Origin of the sequence: Streptococcus sp. IsoGale022 (assembly GCF_031142805.1) — a bacterium.
Classification (GTDB): Bacteria; Bacillota; Bacilli; order Lactobacillales; family Streptococcaceae; genus Streptococcus; species Streptococcus sanguinis_A.
Window position 1 is genome coordinate 1 of sequence record NZ_JAKZJI010000026.1, and the last position, 20,543, is coordinate 20,543.

At 46.1% G+C, this 20,543-nt stretch carries 18 protein-coding genes; 2 read left to right on the forward strand and 16 right to left on the reverse strand.

Annotation, left to right across the window (positions count from 1 at the left end):
* Positions 1-110: 110 nt before the first annotated feature.
* The 3 genes from rpsO to RG608_RS11035 all read right to left on the reverse strand — a co-directional run bounded on the left by rpsO (position 111) and on the right by RG608_RS11035 (position 2,456).
* The gene (gene rpsO, locus RG608_RS11025; RefSeq protein WP_004193424.1) at positions 111-380 is read right to left on the reverse strand and encodes a 30S ribosomal protein S15; all 270 of its coding nucleotides are present in this window, start codon (positions 378-380) and stop codon (positions 111-113) included.
* Positions 381-546: 166 nt separating this feature from the next.
* Positions 547-1,275 (reverse strand): pseudouridine synthase, encoded by a 729-nt coding sequence (locus RG608_RS11030; protein ID WP_268686410.1) that lies wholly within the window; start codon positions 1,273-1,275, stop codon positions 547-549.
* 11 nt (positions 1,276-1,286) lie between these two features.
* A complete protein-coding gene (locus RG608_RS11035) occupies positions 1,287-2,456 on the reverse strand; it encodes an MFS transporter (RefSeq protein ID WP_268686409.1) in 1,170 nt (389 codons plus the stop codon).
* Positions 2,457-2,650: 194 nt separating this feature from the next.
* Here RG608_RS11035 and def point away from each other — a divergent pair, with 194 nt between their 5' ends.
* Positions 2,651-3,283: a peptide deformylase gene (gene def / locus RG608_RS11040; RefSeq protein WP_002927912.1), complete on the forward strand. Its 633-nt coding sequence runs from the start codon at positions 2,651-2,653 to the stop codon at positions 3,281-3,283.
* A gap of 61 nt (positions 3,284-3,344) precedes the next feature.
* On the opposite strand, the gene RG608_RS11045 is transcribed toward def, so the two are convergent.
* The 5 genes from RG608_RS11045 to RG608_RS11065 form a co-directional block, all read right to left on the reverse strand.
* Positions 3,345-3,575, reverse strand: a complete 231-nt coding sequence (locus RG608_RS11045) for a GlsB/YeaQ/YmgE family stress response membrane protein (protein WP_002893807.1) — start codon at positions 3,573-3,575, stop codon at positions 3,345-3,347.
* A gap of 94 nt (positions 3,576-3,669) precedes the next feature.
* Complete coding sequence (locus RG608_RS11050; RefSeq protein WP_268686408.1) at positions 3,670-4,911, reverse strand: aminopeptidase; 1,242 nt, start codon at positions 4,909-4,911, stop codon at positions 3,670-3,672.
* A 21-nt stretch (positions 4,912-4,932) separates the two neighbouring features.
* Positions 4,933-5,085 (reverse strand): hypothetical protein, encoded by a 153-nt coding sequence (locus RG608_RS11055; RefSeq protein ID WP_000778898.1) that lies wholly within the window; start codon positions 5,083-5,085, stop codon positions 4,933-4,935.
* A 22-nt stretch (positions 5,086-5,107) separates the two neighbouring features.
* A complete protein-coding gene (locus RG608_RS11060) occupies positions 5,108-5,788 on the reverse strand; it encodes a class I SAM-dependent methyltransferase (protein ID WP_268686407.1) in 681 nt (226 codons plus the stop codon).
* Between the two features lie 11 nt (positions 5,789-5,799).
* Positions 5,800-10,188, reverse strand: a complete 4,389-nt coding sequence (locus tag RG608_RS11065; protein ID WP_308946964.1) for a PolC-type DNA polymerase III — start codon at positions 10,186-10,188, stop codon at positions 5,800-5,802.
* Between the two features lie 167 nt (positions 10,189-10,355).
* On the opposite strand from RG608_RS11065, the gene RG608_RS11070 reads away from it, so the two are divergent.
* Positions 10,356-10,898: a DUF1307 domain-containing protein gene (locus RG608_RS11070; RefSeq protein WP_268686405.1), complete on the forward strand. Its 543-nt coding sequence runs from the start codon at positions 10,356-10,358 to the stop codon at positions 10,896-10,898.
* A gap of 56 nt (positions 10,899-10,954) precedes the next feature.
* Here the strand turns inward: RG608_RS11070 and RG608_RS11075 are convergent, their stop codons facing one another.
* The 8 genes from RG608_RS11075 to ulaG all read right to left on the reverse strand — a co-directional run bounded on the left by RG608_RS11075 (position 10,955) and on the right by ulaG (position 20,508).
* Positions 10,955-11,335 carry a PH domain-containing protein gene (locus RG608_RS11075; protein ID WP_023916976.1) on the reverse strand — a complete coding sequence of 127 codons (381 nt, stop codon included), beginning with the start codon at positions 11,333-11,335 and terminating at the stop codon, positions 10,955-10,957.
* 90 nt (positions 11,336-11,425) lie between these two features.
* The gene (locus RG608_RS11080) at positions 11,426-13,276 is read right to left on the reverse strand and encodes a proline--tRNA ligase (RefSeq protein ID WP_268686404.1); all 1,851 of its coding nucleotides are present in this window, start codon (positions 13,274-13,276) and stop codon (positions 11,426-11,428) included.
* A 65-nt stretch (positions 13,277-13,341) separates the two neighbouring features.
* Positions 13,342-14,598, reverse strand: coding sequence for an RIP metalloprotease RseP (rseP, locus tag RG608_RS11085; RefSeq protein WP_268686403.1), 1,257 nt, complete (start codon positions 14,596-14,598; stop codon positions 13,342-13,344).
* Between the two features lie 226 nt (positions 14,599-14,824).
* Entirely contained in the window at positions 14,825-15,628 is an 804-nt protein-coding gene (locus RG608_RS11090; protein ID WP_268686402.1) for a phosphatidate cytidylyltransferase, read from the reverse strand.
* A gap of 18 nt (positions 15,629-15,646) precedes the next feature.
* Positions 15,647-16,396, reverse strand: coding sequence for an isoprenyl transferase (locus RG608_RS11095; RefSeq protein WP_268686401.1), 750 nt, complete (start codon positions 16,394-16,396; stop codon positions 15,647-15,649).
* Positions 16,397-16,626: 230 nt separating this feature from the next.
* Positions 16,627-16,962, reverse strand: a complete 336-nt coding sequence (gene yajC, locus RG608_RS11100; RefSeq protein ID WP_002927941.1) for a preprotein translocase subunit YajC — start codon at positions 16,960-16,962, stop codon at positions 16,627-16,629.
* Positions 16,963-17,139: 177 nt separating this feature from the next.
* A complete protein-coding gene (gene tkt, locus RG608_RS11105; RefSeq protein ID WP_268686400.1) occupies positions 17,140-19,116 on the reverse strand; it encodes a transketolase in 1,977 nt (658 codons plus the stop codon).
* A 300-nt stretch (positions 19,117-19,416) separates the two neighbouring features.
* Positions 19,417-20,508, reverse strand: a complete 1,092-nt coding sequence (gene ulaG, locus RG608_RS11110) for an L-ascorbate 6-phosphate lactonase (RefSeq protein ID WP_268686399.1) — start codon at positions 20,506-20,508, stop codon at positions 19,417-19,419.
* Positions 20,509-20,543: the final 35 nt, after the last annotated feature.

Sequence of the window (20,543 nt, forward strand, 5' to 3'; positions counted from 1 at the left end):
GAGAAGATCTGGTTTATTTTACCTTACAGTGCTAGGAACCGTAACCGAAGATAATACTTGAGTATATCGAGGTAAGGTGACAAGGCAATGTAAGTGGAAAATAAAGCAGATTAACGACGAAGTCCAAGAGAGTTAATCAACTCACGGTAACGGTTAACGTCGTTCTTACGAAGGTAAGCCAAGAGGTTACGACGACGACCGATTTTCTTCATCAAACCACGGTAAGTAGCGTGGTCTTTTTTGTGTTGTTTGATGTGGTCGTTGAGGTGGTTAATTTCCCAAGTAAGGACAGCAACTTGAACCTCTACTGAACCAGTGTCACCTTCGTGACGTGCATATTGTGCAATGATTTCATTTTTTTTCTCTTTTGAGATTGCCATGATATACTCCTTTTCTTTACGCTTCATCCGAGTGACAGGTTTGGCATGGCCTGCAACCAAGAAGAAGTTATTTGTCTTTACGACATTCTTATTCTACCAAGAAGGACTACCTTTGTCAAATGATTCTGTTTCAACTCTTTTGTATGAGGAATTCAAGCTCTTTCATTTACAATTCAACCCCAAAGATTGCCAAAGAAAGCATTTCTTCCTCGGTCAGCCTCCTCCATTCTCCGAGAGCCAATGCAGGATCCAACTGTAGGGGCCCCATCGTGAGGCGCTGAAGATCCGTAACTTCTTTTCCGCAGGAAGCCACCATGCGCTTGACCTGGTGGAACTTGCCTTCGGCTAGGGTGATTTCTACGAGGGACTTTTCTTTTTCCTCATCCAGCTCTACAATCTTGAGCTGAGCCGGCTGACAGGTGAAGTCTTTCAGTTCTATTCCTGCAGCAAAGCGCTCTAAATCTGTTTGGTTCATCAGGCCTGCCACTTGAGCTCGGTAGATTTTTTCTACGTGCTTTTTGGGTGACAGCATGGCATGGGCTAGCTTGCCATTATTGGTCAGAAGGAGCAGGCCGTGGGTATCAATATCCAAGCGACCGACAGGGAAGACTTCTTTCTGACGGGCAGTCTCGTCCAGCAAGTCCAGAACCGTTTTATGTTGGTCATCTTCTGTCGCCGAAATAACTCCCGGCGGCTTGTTGAGAAGGTAATAAACGAATTTTTCATAGGTCAGCCTTTGGCCAGAAACAATAATCTCATCTGCTGTCTCATCAATCTGGGTCTTAGGTGATTTCTCTGCTCTGCCATTGACCAAAACCAGCCCTTTCTTGAGCACCTGCTTGACCTGAGCGCGTGAGCCCAGACCATTTTCTGCTAAAAATTTATCCAGACGCATCGTATAACCTCCTAGATTCTTGGAGCTAGTCCGCTCTTTTCTTTGCTAAATCTTAGCACAAAGAGCGAGGTCAGAATCATAGCCAGCCCCAAAACGCTGAAGATAAAGGCTGGGGCGTTAGAGAATCTCCCAATGAAGCTGAGGACAAATGTAGTGGCCGTTGCTCCGATACTGCAGCCTAAAATCACGATAGAAGTGGCTTGATTGAGGAGGTGGGCGGAAATACGCTCGGACAGGGTGTAAAAAATGGTCGTCAGACCGACACTATAGACAAAGCCGGCGCTAATAGTAGCCATGCTGAGTGACAAGAGATTTGGTGAGAAGCCAATAATAATCTGAGTTAGTCCAAAAACCAGACCAGAAAGCATCAGCAATTTATCTCTAAAAAGACGGGTCAAACTAGCAAAGCTGATACCCGCTGCAATCCCAATCAACTGCATCAAGGAAAGAATCACTCCTGCAGTTTGGGCCGTCCCCATGCCAGACTTCTCTACAATCCCCGGCACGCGCACATTGATAGCAATATAAGTCAGCACAATGACCCCCGCCACAAAGGCAAAAGCTAGACTCAGCTGCCAATCCTGCCGGCTTAGCTTAGGAGTCAATTCAGACTGCTCGTGTTGCTTTTCAGAGACCTTGTTATAAGGGACAAAAAGCAGATATAGCACCAAGACCACCAGTCCGAAGCTATAGACGAGAAAGGCAGCCTGCCAACCGAGAGGAAGAAGCCGACTGACACCAAAAGTCAAGAGGGCTGTCCCGACTACTTCTGCTGATCCCCTCAGTCCTAAAAGCCGAACGCGTTCCTGTCCCTTATAGCGCTCGCTAACAATCGAGATAGCCTTGGCATTGAGCAGACCGATTCCCATCCCAAAGACAAGCCGAGAGGCAAACATAAGCCAGTAAGACTGATTAAGAAGAGGAAGAAGCCCGCAGAGCGAAAAGATCAGAAGTCCGCTCACAATCATCTGACGCTCTGTCAGGTATTTTTCAATGACCCTATTAAACAGCAACATGAGCATAATCCCAGCCGAAGGCAAAGAAACCAGAAGTTCTACCCAACTTTCTGGAATGCCTTTATAAAAAGCAAACATGGCCGACTGGGCACTGGAAATCGAAAAAGCCGTAGTCAGAATCAAAGAAAGCGAGAGGATACTCACCTTTTCCATCAATTTTTTCATTCTATTTTCCTTTAAAATTCACACTACCTCTATCATACAGTTTTTTGGGTCAAGACGCAATTTCTTTGCCAGGAATATTATGGGTCGCTGTGGCTCCATTCAAAAAGCAGGCACCCCCAGCCAGTCAAAACCGCTCCCGCCTTTATTTCTTGGAGGTTTTATGTTATGATGAAGGATAGAAAAAGGAGAGAATCATGTCTGTGAGTGAAAAAAAATCTGTTATTGAACGATTAACCAAACCAGCCCATTTAATTGATATGAAAGACATTATACGCGAAGGCAATCCGACCCTGCGCGCTATCGCTGAGGAAGTCAGCTTCCCTCTGTCTGATCAGGACATCATTCTGGGTGAGAAGATGATGCAATTTCTCAAGCATTCCCAAGATCCAGTCATGGCAGAAAAAATGGGGCTGCGCGGTGGTGTTGGTCTAGCTGCTCCCCAGCTGGATATTTCCAAACGGCTCATCGCTGTTTTAGTTCCCAACCCTGAGGACGAAGAGGGCAATCCGCCTAAAGAAGCTTATAGCCTGCAAACACTGATGTACAATCCTAAGATTGTAGCTCATTCTGTTCAGGATGCGGCTTTAGCTGATGGTGAAGGCTGCCTATCAGTCGATCGAGAAGTACCGGGCTACGTGGTTCGTCATGCGCGAGTCACCGTGGATTACTTTGACAAGGACGGTCAAAAGCATCGTATCAAGCTCAAGGGCTATAACGCCATTGTTGTTCAACATGAAATCGACCATATCAACGGCATCATGTTCTACGACCGCATCAATGAAAAAGACCCATTTGCAGTCAAAGACGGCATGTTGGTGATTGAGTAAATAACTTATATATCATTATCAAAAATACCTAGATACAAACTATCTAGGTATTTTTTCTATTCTAACTATCCCGTCTCCAGAAAATAGCCAAGAGGATAACTGCTCCTAGCACTGATGGAACAATAGCTGTATCAGCAAGCATTGGTCCCCAATGGCCAAAGAGAAATTGACCAATCAAGGAACCAAACCAACCCAAGAGGATCTTTCCGATACAGCCCATGCGCTCCCCACGGCTGGTAATAGCCCCGGCGATAAGGCCGATGATAAAACCGACAAACATACTACCAATCATATATTCCCCTTCTTTCTATATTTCTAGCAAGGCTTCACAAGAAGCAAGTGGAAGCTGTCATTATGGAATGCGCCATTTAGGGCAGCTCGAAATCTTAGATTGCCCAGTCTCCATTTCTAAAGATGGCTACGCGACTGCCGTCTTCACGGATACCGTCAATATCCATCTGATCAGAGCCAATCATAAAGTCCACATGGACATCCGAGCGGTTGAGACCCGCTGCTTCTAGCTCTTCTTCAGATAAATTCTCTCCGCCGACCACACTAGTCGCATAGGCTGCACCGATAGCCAAGTGGTTAGAAGCATTTTCATCAAAAAGAGTATTGAAGAAGGTAATGCCTGACTGAGAAATCGGACTTGGATCTGGTACCAAGGCACATTCACCCAAAGCACGCGCACCAGCATTTTCAAAGACAAGATCCTTCATAACCTGGTCTCCCTTTTCAGCAGTAATATCCACAATCTGGCCATCCTTGAAGGTCACCTTGATGCCTTCAATGATGTTGCCATTGTAGCTAAGCGGCTTGGTGCTAGTCACATAGCCATCGGCCCGACGGAAGTCCGGTGCTGTAAAGACCTCCTCTGTCGGCATATTGGCAATAAAATATTCACCCTGAGCATTAAGACTGCCCGCTGACTCCCAGTGATGGTTCTTGGGCAAGCCCAATGTCAAGTCAGTTCCCGGAGCTGTATAGTGCAGAGCAGTGAATTGCTCTTCATTTAAAACTTTAGCTTTTGAGCTGAGTTTTTCTTCATGGGCCTGCCAAGCGGCTACTGGATCATCCTCATAGACACGGCAGGTTTTGAAAATCTGATCCCAAAGCAAATCTACCGCTTCCTCATCGCTGGCAGCATTTGGAAAGACCTTCTTAGCCCACTCTGTACCGGCTGCTGCTGCGACTGTCCAGCTGACTTTATTGGATTGGGTTGCAATCCGCATCGGCTTCATGGCTATGCCCATAGCCTTAGCAGAAGCTGATAATTTCTCAGCATCCACGCCGTTCAAAGCCCCTGGGTCAGATGAACGAACGCCCAAGCGGCTGGCTTTCTTTTCGAGGAGATAGTTCATCTCAGCCACCTTATAGTCTGGAACATTGTCCAAGCGCTCCATTGGCGCATGGAGGAATTTCTCCCGCGCAGTCAAATCATCCGCCCACTGGACAATGACTTCGTGAGCTCCCAGAGCATAGGCTTCCTTGACAATCAAGTGAGCCAGCTCACGCTGCTCCACATCAATATTGAGCGCCACTGTGTGACCCGGCTGCACATTGATACCATTGGCAACCAATAGTTTAGCATATTTTTCTAAGTTTTCTTTAAAATTTGGCAGAACCATTCTGCTTCTCCTTTTCTTTTGTTATTTCTCTTTAAATAAGGACAGCAGGCTAACCGCTGCTACCGTACCACAAATCAAAGCGGTCATTTTCAAAATCGTATCTGGATCAAGATCCAGCTGGTAATCAAACACTTTTTGCGCTGGCTTATCCTGAGCGGAAATGGTAAGTTTCATGAGAAAGTCCTTTCTTTGCTAGTCATACACTGTTTTTTTGCCATATGACTTTCATATTCCAGCCATCCGAAATTAATTTACAGCCTGGCAGCAACTTCCCATAAATCTCTTCATATCCTTTTTTAGAAAGGTAGCGATCTGTTGCTAAATGATTGAGCCAAGATTTGGAGGTGCTATGTTTGAAGATTCTTCTGGCATTTTTCAAGCCGAATCTTTTCCAGTGTCGAGGAAAATCTAAACAAGCGCCTACAATATAGGTCCAAGTTGAAGGAGTGGGCTTTTCTGATACATTGTCCATAACAAACAGGATGCCACCTGACTTTAGTAATTTCTTACATTTTTCCAAAGCTTCAGGGATATCCAAATGATGAAATGTCGTTCGACTGAAAATAAAATCAAATTGTTTCTCAAAAACAGCGGTTAAAAAATCATCCTGCAGTAATTCTACATTCTGTAAATCTTCTTTTTCTACTTTATCTTTTGCTATCTGCAGAAAATCCGCAGAAAGATCTATTCCTGTCACATGTTGAAAATATGAAGACAGAAAAATGCAGGTATTCCCTCCGCCACAACCAATATCCAAAGCGGAAACTCTACTGTCAGGCAAATTATCCAGTAGATAATCGGGCTTGCCTTCCAAAAGAGTGGTTACCCAATCATATTCTAAAGCAACCGCATTAAATTGTTCCGTAATATTTTCCATAAACATCCTTCTTAAAAAAACTCATCAAACAGACTCAACTGGTTATCCTCGGGCATATTTCCTAGAATACCCATGTCGTCCATTTTTTCGACTAGGGTGCTAGATAGGCCGCCACGTTTTCGGAGCTCTGTCTTAGAGAGGAATTCACCTTCTTCCCGTGCTCTGACCACTTGGCGGGCAACGTTGTCACCCAGACCGTCCATAGCAGAGAATGGTGGGATAAGGGTATCTCCTTCGATGAGAAACTCGGTCGCATGGCTCTTGTAGAGATCCAGCTTTCCGAATTTGAAGCCCCGCTCCAGCATTTCGTTGACGATTTCCAGAGTCGTATAAAGGTCAATTTCTACATTAGAAGCTTCGTTGTTCTTGCGTTTTTCAGCGATTTCGTTCATTCGGCGCTTGACGGCATCAAGTCCGCCACTCATGGTCTTGATATCAAATGCTTTAGCCCGGATAGAGAAATAAGCACAGTAGTAATAAATCGGATGATGCACCTTGAAGTAGGCCACTCGCAGGGCCATCATAACGTAGGCTGCCGCATGGGCCTTGGGGAACATGTACTTGATCTTTCCACAGGACTCGATGTACCACTCTGGCACATTGTTTTCCTTCATGGCCGCGATGTAGCCATTGCGCTCTTCTTCAGAAATCTTCAGCCAGAGACCCTTCCGCACGCGCTCCATAATCGTAAAGGCCATCTTAGGATCCAAGCCCTTGCGCATGAGGTAAACCATGATATCGTCCCGACAGCCGATAACGGTGGACAGGTCGGCAATCCCTTGCTTAATCAAGTCCTGAGCATTGCCCAGCCAAACGTCCGTACCATGAGAGAGACCAGATAGCTGTAAGAGCTCCGCAAAGGTCGTCGGATGGGTCTCATCGACCATCCCCCGTACAAAATTGGTCCCAAACTCCGGAATCCCCAGCATACCAGTCGGCGTGCCGATTTGCTCCTGAGTCACACCCAAAATGTCTGTTCCAGAAAAGAGGGCCATGACGCCAGCATCATCCATAGGAATGTCATTTGGATCAATGCCAGACAAGTCCTGAAGCTTCCGAATCATGGTCGGATCATCGTGTCCCAGAACGTCTAGCTTGAGGACATTTTCATCGATATCGTGGAAGTTAAAGTGGGTAGTCTGCCACTCGGCTGTCACATCATCGGCTGGATATTGGACCGGCGTAAAGTCATAGACATCCATATAGTTAGGGATAACAACGATTCCGCCCGGGTGTTGTCCAGTCGTCCGCTTGACTCCAGCAGCTCCCTGCGCCAGACGCTCAACTTCTGCGTCTCGGTAGAATTTCCCGTAGTCGCGCTCATAGCCCTTGACAAATCCATAGGCCGTCTTAGCTGCAACGGTACCAACAGTACCAGCCCGAAAGGCATACTCCGCACCAAAGATATCCCGCACGTCCAAGTGGGCGCTCGGCTGATCCTCTCCAGAGAAGTTCAAATCAATATCGGGTACCTTGTCCCCGTCAAATCCAAGGAAGGTTTCAAAAGGAATATCCTGACCGTTCTTGCTCAGCTTGTGGCCGCACTCTGGACAGTCCTTATCCGGCATATCAAAACCAGAACCATAGGAGCCGTCCGTGATGAACTCGCTGTATTGGCATTTGCCACAGACATAGTGGGGCGACAAAGGATTAACCTCGGTAATTCCAATCATGGTCGCGACAAAGCTGGATCCGACAGACCCCCGCGAACCTACCAGATAGCCCCGCTCATTGGATCGTTGCACTAGCATCTGCGAAGCCAGATAAATCACGGCAAAACCATTCCCCAAGATGGAGGTCAGCTCTTTTTCGATCCGCAAGTCCACGATATCTGGCAGAGGATTGCCATAAATCTCAAATGCTTTTTGATAGGTCAGCTCGGCAACCGTCTCCTCGGCCTTGTCAATGAAAGGCGTATAGAGGTCCCCCTTGACCACCTCTACCGGCTCAAAGGTCTCCGCCAGCTGATTCGGATTGGTGATGACTAACTTCTTAGCCAAATCCTCGCCTAGGAAGGCAAATTCGTCCAGCATTTCATTGGTAGTCCGAAAATGAGCCTTAGGAAGCGGAGCCGGCTGGGCATTTTCACCGTGGCCAATAGTCCGGTTAATCATAGCTCCCTGACCCAGACTCCGTACGATAATCTCACGATAGATTTCTTCTTCCGGCTCGATATAGTGGACATTCCCTGTCGCAAGGACAGGCTTGCCCAAACGATTGCCGACCTCAATCAGATTGCGAATAATGGTCTGCAGTTCTTCCTGGTCCTTGATCTGCTCCTTGGCAATCAGTGGCTCATAAATAGCCGGTGGCATGACCTCGATAAAGTCATAATACTTGGCTACTTCGACAGCCGCATCCACCCCCTGAGAGACAACGGCATCATAGACTTCGCCTTCTGAACAGGCTGAGCCTAGAATCAGGCCTTCACGATGGGCATCCAGAACAGTCCGTGGAATCCGCGGGACACCTTCGAAATACTTGGTATTGGACAGACTGACTAACTTGAAAATATTCTTGAGACCCGTCTGATTTTTCACATAAATAGTCGCATGTTTGACCCGAGCTTTCTTGTAGGAATTCTCATCGACCAGATCCGTATTCAAATCCTTGGGATTGATCACACCATGCTTTTCAGCCACATCCTTGATAAAGATAAAGAGGAGGCGGCCTGTCGCTTCCGCGTCATAGTTGGCCATGTGGTGGTGCTCCAGAGCAATCTGGAAACGCTTGGTCAAAGGCCCCAGACCATGCCGCTTGTACTCTGGATAGAGATTGCGGGCAAATTCTAGCGTGTCAATGACAGGCTGAGTGATTTTCGGCAGGCCATGACGCTCATAGTTGACATTCATAAAGCCCACGTCAAAGGTAGCATTATGGGCAACGAGGACACTGTCCTGGCAAAATTCCTGAAATTCTTTCAGCACTTGCTCTAGCGGTTTGGCATTGCGGACATGCTCATCTGTAATCCCAGTTAGATCCGTCGTAAAGGCCGACAGAGGATGCCCAGGATTGATAAACTCGTCAAACTCAGCGATGATATTACCCTTGTGCATCTTGCTGGCCGCAACCTGAATCAAGTCATTGTAAACCGCCGAAAGCCCTGTTGTCTCCACGTCAAAAACCACATAGGTCGCATCACTCAGCTCCATGTCCACTTCATTATAGACAATGGGCACCCGGTCTTCAACAATATTGGCCTCCATACCATAAATCAGCTGGATACCAGCCTTCTTGGCAGCCTTGTAGCCATGGGGAAAGCTCTGCACATTGCCATGGTCAGTAATAGCGACAGCCTTGTGGCCCCACTTAGCTGCTGTTGCAACGATTTCCTCGACCTCAGGCAGGGCGTCCATCGTAGACATATTTGTATGGGCGTGAAATTCAACCCGCTTCTGACCCTCAGGCATCAAGTCCTTGCGCTCATAGTGGGTGACGGCCTGCACATCCTGCACATTCATGGTCAGGTCGCGGGTAAAATTGTTCATCTCCACATTTCCCCGCACGCGCAGCCAGGCGCCTTTCTTAATCATGTCAAACTTCTTGGCTTCTTCTTCATTTTTCATCCATTTCTGCAAGGAGAAGCTGGAAGTGTAGTCTGTCATCTTGAAATTGAGCAAGACCCGGCCGGTCCGAGTGACCTTCTGCTCCAGATCAAAGACCATTCCCTCAAAGACCAGACGATTTTCCTCAGTCTGAACTTCAATCATAGGGGTAATCTCTGCCTTGTCTAGCTTTGGTTTAGCCGCAGCCTTGCGAGCTTGGAAGTCATAGGCTGGCTTTTCCTCTGGCGGTGGTGCCATCTGCTGCAAGGATTCCATGGCTTTGAGCGCTTCTTCATTGGCTGCCTGGACAATCTTGTCATTCTCAGCCTGGAAATTCTCCGCTTGCTGCTGGGTCAGCTCATCGCTGTGCTGAACCTGACAGGTCAGCTGAGGAAAGCCGTACTTGACCAGCTGCTGGCTGAGATTGGGCAGGTGGTTCTTCCGAAAATGCTCCGTATCAATTGTCGAAGCTCCCTCAATCAGCAGCTTGTCTCCATCCAAATGGACCCGCAAATCCTGATACAGGCTCTTGAAGCCATGACTGGCACATGGACCTTCCTCAAAGGCCAGCTGGTAATAAGCCTGCAAGAGGTCATCCGATATCTGAGGAGCCTGACAGTGAATTTGAAAAACAGCCTGATTGCCCGTCTTAGAAAACTCTTGAGCTAAGCGCTTCTGCAATTCCCGAAAAATCTCAATGGGCAGAATATTCTTAAAAGAAAAATGAAACTCCCAGACCCGACTGACCTTGTGGACCAGAACTTTCTCAATTTCTGCATTCAAAAAGGCCTCTGAATTTCTCATTTCCAGTGGCATATCCAGCTGATGCATTAAAATTTCAAACTTGTTTGACATGATATTTCCTCGTACAGTAGTGACCCTATTTTACCATAAATCAGCACTTTTTTCGACAGAAAAAGAATAGGCCAAAGCGCGAGTTCCTACACAATTATCAAGTCGTTTTTCATGATGCTAAGTTATGATATAATAGAACAGAACATTTATCAAAAGGACTCTTAATTGTGAAGAAAATTCTCTTAGCCTGTACTTGTCTGCTGACCCTGACTGCCTGCAGTATGCCTAATCATAATAAGCAAGAAAACAAGCCCAAGCAAAATCAGAGTCAAAGTAAAACCAAAGAAGAAAAGACGAAGACGAAAACTTTTTCTAATAAAATCGATGAGTATTATACTAATTCAGTCAAACTTTTCTATACTAAAGACAAGATCCTATCTTTTCAGCTAATTTCCAGCCAAGCTATCCCTGAAGAAAATCAAAAAATGAGCGTCGAAGAACTAACAAAAATCTATAGAGAAGATCTTAAGAAAAGTCCCATGATTGAAAATCAAGAAAAGCTAAAAGGACTTGAAATTCATCTTAAAATTTCTGAAGACAAGAAAAAAGCTTTAGCCATTTTTGACTTTGACCTCAGCAAAATAGATCAAGAACAGTTGATTCAGTCAGCTGGTGACTCTGAAAGTAGTCAAACTTTCTTCAGGAAACTTCAAGATAAACCTGAAGAGGTCTTTAACTTTATGAGAGAACAAGGTTTGACAGAAGAATAAAAAAAGCTTTCTGAGTGATTTAACTTTACAGTTAATGCTCAGAAGGCTTTTTCTGTCTATCTTAACACCGCTTCTGCTAAGGCTTTTTGGATAGCGATGACGCTGCGATCGCTGGTAAATTGCAGGACTTCTGCTGGCTCTTGAGCGCTGGAAACCCAGATTTTCAGCTCGGCATCTAAGTCGAAATGGCCGGCTGTTTCCACTGAAAAGCGACTGATAGAGCGATAAGGAAAGGACTTATAAGAAGTCTTTTTACCGGTCATTCCCTGCTTGTCGACCAAGATTAACCTCTTATCTGTAAAGACAATCAAGTCACGAATGAGGCTAAAAGCCAGTTCTACATTCTCTGTTGATGTCAGAATATCCTCCAATTGTCTTTCTGTTTTTTCAATATCTTTCTGAGAGGCATTGCCTAATAAACCGCTGAATAATCCCATCATTCGGTCCTCCAATCTATTTTTTCCTACTATAGCATTTTCAAGACCAATAAGCAAAAGAAAACTGCCAGACAAAACTGGCAGTTTGTTTTATTTTGTCAAAATAGCCAAGGTTTCTAGCAGATTATCAGCGTGGACTTCAATGGTATCGCCAGTAGCCTTAATCTTGACTTCGACAATGCCTTCTGCAGCTTTCTTACCAACTGTCACACGGATTGGGAGACCAATCAAATCGCTATCGCTGAACTTAACACCAGCGCGCTCATTGCGATCATCCACCAAGACCTCATAACCAGCACTTAGCAAGTTAGCCTCGATTTGGTCAGTTAGAGCCACGGCTTCCTCGTCCTTGACATTGACCGGAATCAAGTGCACATCAAATGGTGCCAGCTCTTTCGGGAAGTTGATGCCCCAAGCATAGCGGAATTCACCCTTAGGAGTTTTATTGACAAAGAGACGGGCATGCTGTTCCATAACAGCAGACAGGAGACGGCTGACGCCGATACCGTAACAACCCATAATCATCGGTACTGCTCGGCCATTTTCGTCCAAGACATTGGCGTTCATGCTATCAGAATAGCGAGTTCCCAACTTAAAGATATGTCCAATCTCAATACCGCGAGCAAACTTGAGGACACCTTGGCCGTCTGGCGAAATTTCACCCTCACGAACCTCACGGATATCCACATACTCAGCGGTAAAGTCACGCCCTGGATTGACACCGGTCAGGTGGTAACCATCTTCGTTAGCACCAACTACAGCGTTGGCCAGGTCTTGCACCTTACGGTCAGCAATGATTCTCACGCCTTCTGGCAGATTGACTGGCCCTAGTGAACCAAATCCTGCTCCCAAGAGCTGACGAACTTGATCTTCACTCGCCACGTCAAAGAAATCCGCTGCCAAATAATTTTTCAGCTTGACTTCATTAAGCTGGTCATTACCGACCAGAAGTGCCACGACAGGAGACTCGTCAGCCATGTAAACTAAAGTCTTGATTGCCTGGCTTTCATCCAGCCCAAGGAAGGCAGCAACTTCGTCAATTGTCTTGCAGTCAGGCGTTGAAACGCGGGTTACTTCTTCCTCAGTCACGACACGTCCTGCCGGCTTGTATTCATCCGTCGCCATTTCAAGGTTGGCAGCATAGCTGGACTCACTAGAGTAGGCGATGGTATCCTCACCAGATACCATCCAGCTGGTCAATTCTGTCCGAATAGCTTCCTGAACATCTTCAGGAATTTCATCAAAGCTGGCTACAGACTTGTCCAAGACCACCCAGCGGTTCAAATCCGTCCGATCCGGCGTAATGGCCATGAATTCCTGACTGTCCTTGCCCCCCATGGCACCACCATCACCGATAATAGCTTTGAAATCCAGCTCGCTGCGGGTAAAGATTTTCTCATAGGCAGACTTGTATTCATCATAAGCTACATCCAAGCTGTCATAGTTAGCGTGGAAACTGTAGGCATCTTTCATGATAAACTCACGCGTCCGCAAGAGCCCGTTACGAGGACGTTTTTCATCGCGGTATTTAGGCTGAATCTGATAGAGATTGAGCGGCAGCTGTTTGTAGGATTTAACCGAATCACGGACGATAGCCGTAAAGGTTTCCTCATGGGTTGGCCCTAGGATAAAGTCTGATTTCTCACGATTTTTAAGCTTGTAGAGGTCTTCACCATAGGTCTCATAACGGCCAGACTCGCGCCAGAGGTCTGCACTGAGCAGGGCAGGCGCCAGCATCTCAACCGCACCAATCTTGTCAAACTCTTCCCGCATGATTTTTTTTGCTTTTTCAATCACGCGATTAGCCAGCGGCAGATAAGAATAAACTCCGGCTGAAACCTGACGGACATAGCCAGCCCGCAGCATCAGAGCATGACTGATAACTTGAGCATCGCTAGGCATCTCACGCAGGGTGGGAATTAACATTTTACTTTGTTTCATAAAAACAAAACTCCTTGACTTTCATTGAATAATTTCTTTTTCATAGTTCTAAGAACTTTAGTTTCCTAGAAGAATAATTTCATGATATCGTTCCAGGTAACGGCAATCATCAGGATGACCATAATAGCCACTCCAGACAGAGTGATATAGGTCTCCGTTTCTCTTTTCAGCGGTTTTCTGCGGATAGCCTCCAGAATATTGAGGACGATTTTTCCACCGTCCAAGGCTGGAATGGGAATCAGGTTGAAAATACCGATATTGAGCGACAGCATTGCCAAAAGGCTGAGTACTGCTGGCAAACCTTGCTCGGCAGCTTGGCTGCTGAAATTGTAAATAGCGACCGGGCCGCCTAGCTTATTGATATTGAAGTTGAAGATAATATCTTTCAGAGCTGATAAAATGCGAACCGTTGTAGCCCAAGCAGCAGTAAAGCCGCCAATGACCTTGTCCCAAAAGCCTGTCTTAACTGTTGGAGATACCCCTAGCAGATAACGATTACCGTCTTTTTTAGGCTGTACGGTAATTTCTTTCATTTCGCTGCCGTGTTTGTAGGTAACAGACAAGGTCGGCGCTTCCTTACTCTTGGCTGTGATTTTCGCCAGAGCGCTGGTTAGATCTGCCCAGTTGCTAATCTCATAGTCATTAATCTTAAGGATTTGGTCATTATTTTGAACCCCAGCAGTTGCTATGGCACTACCATCCATGACTTGGAAATGATTGCTGTTCTCATCGCGAACGCCGCCCTGAACAAAGGCCAGCAGCATAAATACCAGCACGCTCAGGATGAAGTTATTCATAGGCCCAGCAAAGTTGGTGATAAGGCGGCCCCAGATACTAGCATTCTGATATTGAACATCCAGCGGTGCAATCCTCACCTCAGTGCCGTCTTCTTCAACAATCGTTGCATCATGATCTACTGCATAAGTCTTGAGCTCGTCAAGGACCAGACCTGTGATTTCCAGCTTTTCCTCAAAGTCAAAGCCGGTCACATTCATGGGCAGAGCTGTCTGGTCAACCTTTTTGCCAGAGAGATTGATGCGAACCACCTTGCCCTCTGCATCCAAGGTCAGACTAGCCGGTGTTCCCACCTTAATATCAGTGGAGTCTTCCCCCCAGCCGGCCATGCGTACATAGCCCCCCAAGGGTAAAATCCGAATCGTGTAGGCCGTCCCGTCCTTACCAATATGGGAGAAAATCTTGGATCCCATACCGATAGCGAACTCTCTGACCAAAATGCCGGACTTCTTCGCAAAGTAGAAGTGTCCGAACTCATGGACCACCACAATGATCCCAAAAATAATAATAAAGGTTATAAACTGCATGGACTTCTAATTTTACCTTTCCTAGAAATCTTGTTTTTGCTTTTAAATCAAAGAAGGAGCAGAAAACGGCCAAATACCGAGCTTCCCGCCCCTGCATAGCTGACACTTTTGAAAATAGGTTACAGGCTCAACTCAAAATTTCGAGCTCTAAATCCTAGTTCCTTCTCAGATTGTGCGGTCTTTGGACAAACTTGCCATCTCTTGCTTTCCGCCATGCACGACTGTCTTAGAACAAGCCGAAGAAATGCATCAGCGGAAAGACGAAGAGAAGGCTGTCAAAACGATCCAAGACACCGCCGTGGCCAGGAATGAATTTACCAGAATCCTTGACCCCAAAATGACGCTTGACTGAGCTTTCGACCAAATCTCCCAACTGACCTGCAATACTAAAGAGCACTGCCAGAATCAAAAAGACAAAGGCATGATAAGGTGCGTACACTTGCGGTCGAACCAACATAAAGATTCCAGTCACTAGAACGGCTGATAGAATGCCGCCCAGGCTTCCTTCAATAGTCTTATTAGGAGAAACTCTCGGCGCCAGCTTTCTTTTACCGAAACGCACCCCGACCAGATAAGCTCCACTGTCCGTAGCCCAGACGATAAAGAGAGCTAGCAGGACCTTGTCAATATTCACCAAGCGGGCATCAATCAAGGCGTTAAAGCCAAGACCGACATAAAAACTAGCCGCAATCGGATAGGCCGCATCTTCAAAGGTGTAGTTGGAACCTAGAACAGTCGAAATCAACAGAAGAAAGACGACCAAGCCATAGGCCACGACATTGCCATCGACCGGCAGAAACTTCAGATAGTTCTCCAGAGGCAGGGTTAGGACAAAGGCTGCCAGCATGGCCAAGACACCCTCGATTGTCGCTGTCGGCAGACCTTTCATTTGGAGAAATTCATGCACCGCAAGCATAGCCAGCAGTCCCACAAAAATCTGAAAGATGACACCTCCTGTCAATACCAGAGGAATAAAAATAGCAAGAGCAATTCCTCCAAAGATTAGACGTTTTTGTAAATTTTTACTCATACTCTTTTACTTTCTCCCTTAAACACCGCCAAAGCGTCGATTCCGACGGCTGTATTCTGCAATTGCAGTCTTCAAAGCCTTCTCATCAAAGTCAGGCCAGAGGATATCCGTAAAATACAGCTCACTGTAGGCTGACTGCCAAGGCAGAAAATTGCTGAGACGCAGCTCTCCACTGGTCCGAATCACCAGATCCGGGTCACGCAGCATCTTAGGCAAGTTGCTGGTATAGAGGTAGTTACCGATGATGTCCTCTGTAATGTCGCCAGGACTGAGTTTGGCATACAGAACATCCTGAGCAATCTCTTTAACAGCCTGATTGATCTCATATCGACCACCGTAGTTTAGGGCAAAATTGAGAATCAAACCTGTATTGAGCTTGGTCAGGCTTTCAGCCTTTTCCAGAGCTTCAAATGTCGCCTTAGGAAGCTTAGCCGTATCACCAATCATCTGGATTTTAACATTGTTCTTGTGCAGCTCCGGCACATAGCGGTCGTAAAATTCAACCGGCAGATTCATGATAAAGGAAACTTCCTTTTCCGGCCGAGACCAATTTTCCGTTGAAAAGGCATAGACAGTCAAGACCTGAACACCCATTTCCTTGGCAGCAATCGTCACCTTTTGCAAGGTTTCCATGCCAGCCTTATGACCGAACACGCGCGGCTGCATCCTTTTTTTGGCCCAACGGCCGTTACCGTCCATAATGACAGCAATGTGTTTGGGAACATTCAGCGGTGCGTTCAGCTTTTCTTTTTTCTTAAAACTAAACATACTTTTTATCCTATTTAAAGTTTTGTCAGTTCATTATATCATAAATCCTTGGAATGTGGGCAATTCATCCGCTTTTTCAAGCCTGAGAGCATAAAATAAGGACAGAATGTCAACCAGAGAATCCAAACTCACCCATCCTGTCCAAACTGCAAGGCAGATAAGGTTGCAATCAAACACCTCCTAGCTACATGAACCAAAACAAAAAAACAGCCCGCAAGCTGTTTCTTTCTTTACTCTTCAATCGCTGATTCTTCCTCGGGAAGGTCAACGCTTCCCTCACCGCCAGCAACAGCAGGAATCCCCTCAGTCAATGGCAGTACAGTCTTAATAGCTGTCAGTTCAAAGGTCAGGTAAACACCGTCCACATCCAGAACGACTGTCTTTTTATCTGTGTCCACTTCATCTACCGTTCCATACAAACCACCGATGGTAATAACTTCATAACCCTTTTGCAGCTTGTTAAGACTTTCCATACGCTGCTGAGCCTGTTTCTTTTGAGCACGCATTTGGAAATAGGTCATCCCTATCAGTACAACTGCAAAGACAATAAGCATAGTTGGATTCATATCTTTTCTCCTTCGAATGTCATATATGAACTACTATAGCAGATTTCCCTTATTTTTACAAGACGATTCTGACTTTTCAGGTAAAGTCCGTCTCAAGTCGGATGAAGCATGACTGACCTAACGACATTTTTTAAAAAGCAAAAATCAGGATGACTAACACCCTGATTTTATGTCTTTTTATTTAAGATTTTTAACAACTTCTGCTACGTGCTCAACTGTAAAGCCGTATTCTTCCAGCACCTTGCCTGCTGGAGCAGATGCACCGAACTGGTCGATTCCGATAACCGCACCGTCCAGACCGACATATTTGTACCAAGGCTGGCTAGCTGCCATCTCGATCGCTACGCGGCGACGAACTGCATTTGGCAGAATTTCTTCTTTGTAGGCTGCATCTTGAGCATCAAAAAGCTCTGTTGACGGCACACTAACCACACGGATTTTAGCGCCTTCTTCTGCAAGTGCTTTAGCAGCTGCAACTGCCAAATTAACCTCAGAACCAGAAGCCAACAAGATAGTGTCAAAATCTGCTCCTGTTTCGTAAACCACATAAGCACCTTTAGCTACCTTGTCAAAGTTTGTGCCTTCTTCGACTGTCAGATTTTGACGGGTCAAGACCAGAGCAGTCGGAGTGGATTGACTCTTAAGGGCCAGGTACCAAGCTGCCTGAGTTTCACGCGCATCTGCTGGGCGGAAAACAGTCAGGTTTGGGATAGCACGCAGACCAGCCAAATGCTCAATCGGTTCGTGAGTTGGGCCGTCTTCACCAACTGCAATAGAATCATGCGTGAAAACATAAGTCACTGGTAAGCCTTGAAGGGCAGACAAACGGACAGCTGCCTTGACATAGTCTGAGAAGACGAAGAAGGTACCACCGTAAACGCGAAGACCACCATGAAGCGCCATACCGTTGAGAATTGTTCCCATAGCAAACTCGCGCACACCAAATTGGATATTGCGGTTGAGACGGTGGGCATCATCTTGCAGGCCATCCTCCTTGATATAGGTCATATTAGAGTGAGCCAAGTCAGCAGAACCGCCAAGGAAAGTTGGAAGCACCTTAGCTGCTGCATTGAGGGCATCCTGACTGGAATTACGGGTCGCTTGAGAGAAGCCATTTTCAAGCACTGGGAAATCTTCTGGTTTGATTTCGACTGGATCCTGACCAGCGATGATAGCTGTTACTTCTGCTGCCAATTCTGGATGGGCTTGCTTGTAGTCCTCTACCAGCTGTTTCCAAGCATCGTATGTTGCTGCACCACGCTCCGCCACATTTGTACGGTAGTCAGCATAGACTTCCTCAGGAATCTCAAATGGCGCATAGTTCCAGCCCAAGGCTTTACGAGTAGCTTCCGCTTCTTCTGTTCCCAGAGGCGCACCGTGCACTGCATTCGTTCCTTGCTTGTTTGGAGAACCGTAACCGATAACCGTCTTGACTTCAATCAAAGATGGTTTGCCGGAAGCTTTAGCTTCATTGATAGCTGCATCAATCGCTGCAAGGTCTGTTCCGTCTTCTACCAAGGCAGTATGCCAACCGTAGGCTTCATAGCGGGCACGAACATTTTCTGTAAAGGAATCCTTGGTCTCTCCATCTAGGTTGATATCATTTGAATCATAGAGAACAACCAGCTTATCCAGCTTTTGCAGGCCAGCATAAGAAGCAGCTTCAGCTGAAACACCCTCCATCAAATCACCATCACCACAGATGACATAAGTGTAATGGTCGAAAATTGGGTAGCCTTCACGGTTATACTTAGCAGCCAAGAAACGCTCTGCCTGAGCAAATCCAGTAGCTGTAGAAATACCCTGTCCCAGTGGGCCAGTAGTGGCATCAACACCAGCTGTGTGGTCAAACTCTGGGTGACCTGGTGTCTTAGAACCCCATTGGCGGAAGTTTTTGATTTCCTCCATGCTAACATCTTTAAAGCCAGAAAGATGAAGCAAGGCATACAGCAGCATAGAGCCATGTCCTGCAGACAGGACGAAGCGATCGCGGTTAATCCAGTTTGGCTCTTCTGGATTGATACGAAGTTGTTTAGTAAACAAGTCATAAGCCATAGGCGCTGCGCCCATGACTACACCAGGGTGACCTGACTTAGACTTTTCAATCGCGTCAATCCCTAAAAAGCGAATGGCATTAACTGATAATTGTGACATTGGATTCTCCTTATTTTTACTAAAATCTGTCCTGACATCAGAACAGGATAAACAATGGTCGTAGAAACGATAAAAATTGTCTCATATCTATTATATGAAAATTATCCCTATATCGCAAGATAGGGATAATCTCATCGGATACTTTCTGAAGCCTTTATTCATCTGAACTCATGCCTCATCAAGTAGAAAAAACATTTTATAATCAAAGAAAATCTAAGAGCAATCTAGAAAGCTAACCAAGGACTGAATTTAACCACAGCAAGGAAAAGCTGACAAGGTTTGAAAGATTTTCAAAGAATTTTAAAGGAGGGCTTTAAATTGAATATTGGACTCTTGCTCGAAACAGTCATCAAAGCCACGAGGATGGTGGTATTCGATTCTATCTTTGTCCAGAGGATAGGTATACTTGCCGCCCACTTCCCAGATGAATGGATGGAACTGATATTGAAGACGCTCTTTGCGCATCTTCCACAAGGCTAAAATCTCATCTGTTGAAGCCATAAAGTTGGACCAGATATCATAGTGAACTGGGATGATGACCTTAGCCCGCAGGTTTTCAGCCATACGCAGTAAGTCGATAGAAGTCATTTTGTCCTGAATACCGACAGGATTGTCACCATAGTTATTGATAGCTACATCAATCTGGAAGTCCTTACCGTGCTTAGCAAAGTAGTTAGAGAAGTGAGAGTCTGCACCATGATAGATGGTTCCGCCTGGTGTTTCAAAGACATAGTTAACTGCCTTGCGTGCCATTTCCTCATCGGTCACAGCCAGTCCAGCCAGTTCCCCATCTTGAGCTTCAGCACCTTCGACTGGCAGGGTCACCAGACAGGTACGGTCAAATGATTCAACAGCTGTCACCTTGATGTCCTTAAACTCAAAGCTTTCACCTGGCTTGATAACGATGATGCGTGCTTCAGGCACACCCCATTTTTTCCAAATTTCGCCGCACTCATAAGGTCCGACAAACTTGACATGGTCCAAGTTAGGATTGTTCACAATAGCCGCTGCGGTATTGATGTCAATGTGATCGCTATGGAAATGAGAAACCAAATAATAATCTAGTTCATTGATAGCAAAAGGATCAATCACCATAGGCTGCACACGCAGATTGGGCTGAAGCTTGCGGACACCGGCCATATTAGCCATTTGATGCCCTCTGACCATATCTTTGACCTTTTTGGTTGATTTTCCGCGGTTAGACCACAGATCCATGACTACATTGGCACCGCCCGGCGTCTTAATCCAGACACCGCAGTTGCCCAGCCACCACATAGCAAAGTTGCCTTCTGGCACCACTTCTTCTTCAATTTCTTCATTGAGCCAAGTGCCCCATTCTGGAAAAGTTGACAAAATCCAAGATTCTCTGGTAATGTCTTTCACGTTTGGCATAGTCCATTCCTCCTCAAAAAATGATTGATTTCTAT